This window comes from Accumulibacter sp., from assembly GCF_032229525.1.
Lineage (GTDB): Bacteria > Pseudomonadota > Gammaproteobacteria > Burkholderiales > Rhodocyclaceae > Accumulibacter.
The window spans coordinates 12,793-14,134 of sequence record NZ_JAVTWB010000091.1 but is presented as its reverse complement, the minus strand read 5'-3'; the positions used below and the strand labels follow the sequence as shown (position 1 = coordinate 14,134).

Below are 1,342 nucleotides of genomic sequence, written 5' to 3'. Positions count from 1 at the left end.
ACGGTCATGACTTTCATGATCTGGGGTATCTCGACATGTCATGACCGTTAGCCAACCGGCCGTGAAAGGGTTGGCGGGGCGGCTTGCCGGCAGTGGACCGGAGCCTCGAGCCGTACCCGTGCAGACCAAGGCGTTCGCGCTCATTGCCCTTTCGGCACGGCAAACTCGTGGCCGTCTACCGCCAGATGCAGGGTGCGCGTCGGGAAGGCGATTTCAGCGCCGTGTCGATCGACGACTTCGGCAATCTTGAGCATCACATCCTGCTTGATCTCGTGGTAATCGACCCAGACGGTGGTCTTGGTGAAGGTATAAACCAGGATATCCAGCGAGCTTGCCGAGAACTGGTCGAAGTTAACGATCATCGTTTGCTGCTGATCGATCTCGGGGTGGGCGCGCAGCATCGCCTTGATGTCGGCTGTGATGGCGGAGATCTTGCTGACGTCGTCGTAACGCACACCGACCATTTCCTTGATCCGGCGATTGCTCATGCGTGACGGATTCTCCACCGCAATCTGGGCGAAGATACCGTTCGGTACGTAGAGCGGGCGCTTGTCAAAGGTGCGGATGCGGGTCAGTCGCCAGCCAATCTCTTCGACCGTACCCTCGATTTCCTTATCCGGCGAGCGGATCCAGTCGCCGACGACAAAGGGGCGGTCGAGGTACAGCATCAGGCCGCCGAAGAAGTTGGCGAGCAGATCCTTGGCGGCGAAGCCGACCGCGATGCCGCCGATGCCACCAAAGGCCAGCACCCCGGAGATCGAGAAACCGAGGCTTTGCAGTCCGACCAGGGCGGCGGTGATCAGCACCGAGACACGCAGCAGCTTGCCGATTGCGTCGACCGTGGTGCGATCGACCGATTCGCCAGCCGCCAGGCGCTGGGCAATGATGCTGTCCTGGACGTTGCCGATGAAGCGCACCAGGAACCAGGCGATACAGGCGATGACGCCGATGATGCGCACCGGATCGATGGCCTCGAATACGGTCGCTTGGGTGCCCGCCTCGACGATGCGGGCGGCAAAACTCAGGCCGACCACCCACGCCACCACCGTCAATGGCTGGCGCGCGGCCGACACCAGGGCGTTGTCCCACGGCGTCGAGGTCAACAGCGTGCGCGCCTCCAGTCGGGCGAGCAGCCGACGCAGGATGAAGTTCGCCACCACCACCCCGAGCACGACCAGAAACACCTGCAGGACCAGCATCGTGGTCGCGTCGCCGCCGACCAGGTGATCAAGCACTTTCTCCAGCCAATCGATCTTCATTATTTCGTTCCGGGCTCTTTCCAGCTCCGCATTCTAACGTGCGGGCCTGCCATCGCCTGAAGGCTCCGGCGCAGCGGAGGCAA

At 62.1% G+C, this 1,342-nt stretch carries 1 protein-coding gene; it reads right to left on the bottom strand.

Features of this window, described 5'->3' with window-relative positions:
• Positions 1–140 precede the first annotated feature (140 nt).
• Entirely contained in the window at positions 141–1,259 is a 1,119-nt protein-coding gene (locus RUW20_RS05810) for a mechanosensitive ion channel family protein (protein ID WP_313951252.1), read from the bottom strand.
• Positions 1,260–1,342 lie beyond the last annotated feature (83 nt).

Excerpts from the sequence above, each read along its gene's own strand:
- RUW20_RS05810 (WP_313951252.1), bottom strand. The coding sequence starts at position 1,259 with ATGAAGATCGATTGGCTGGAGAAAGTGCTTGATCACCTGGTCGGCGGC.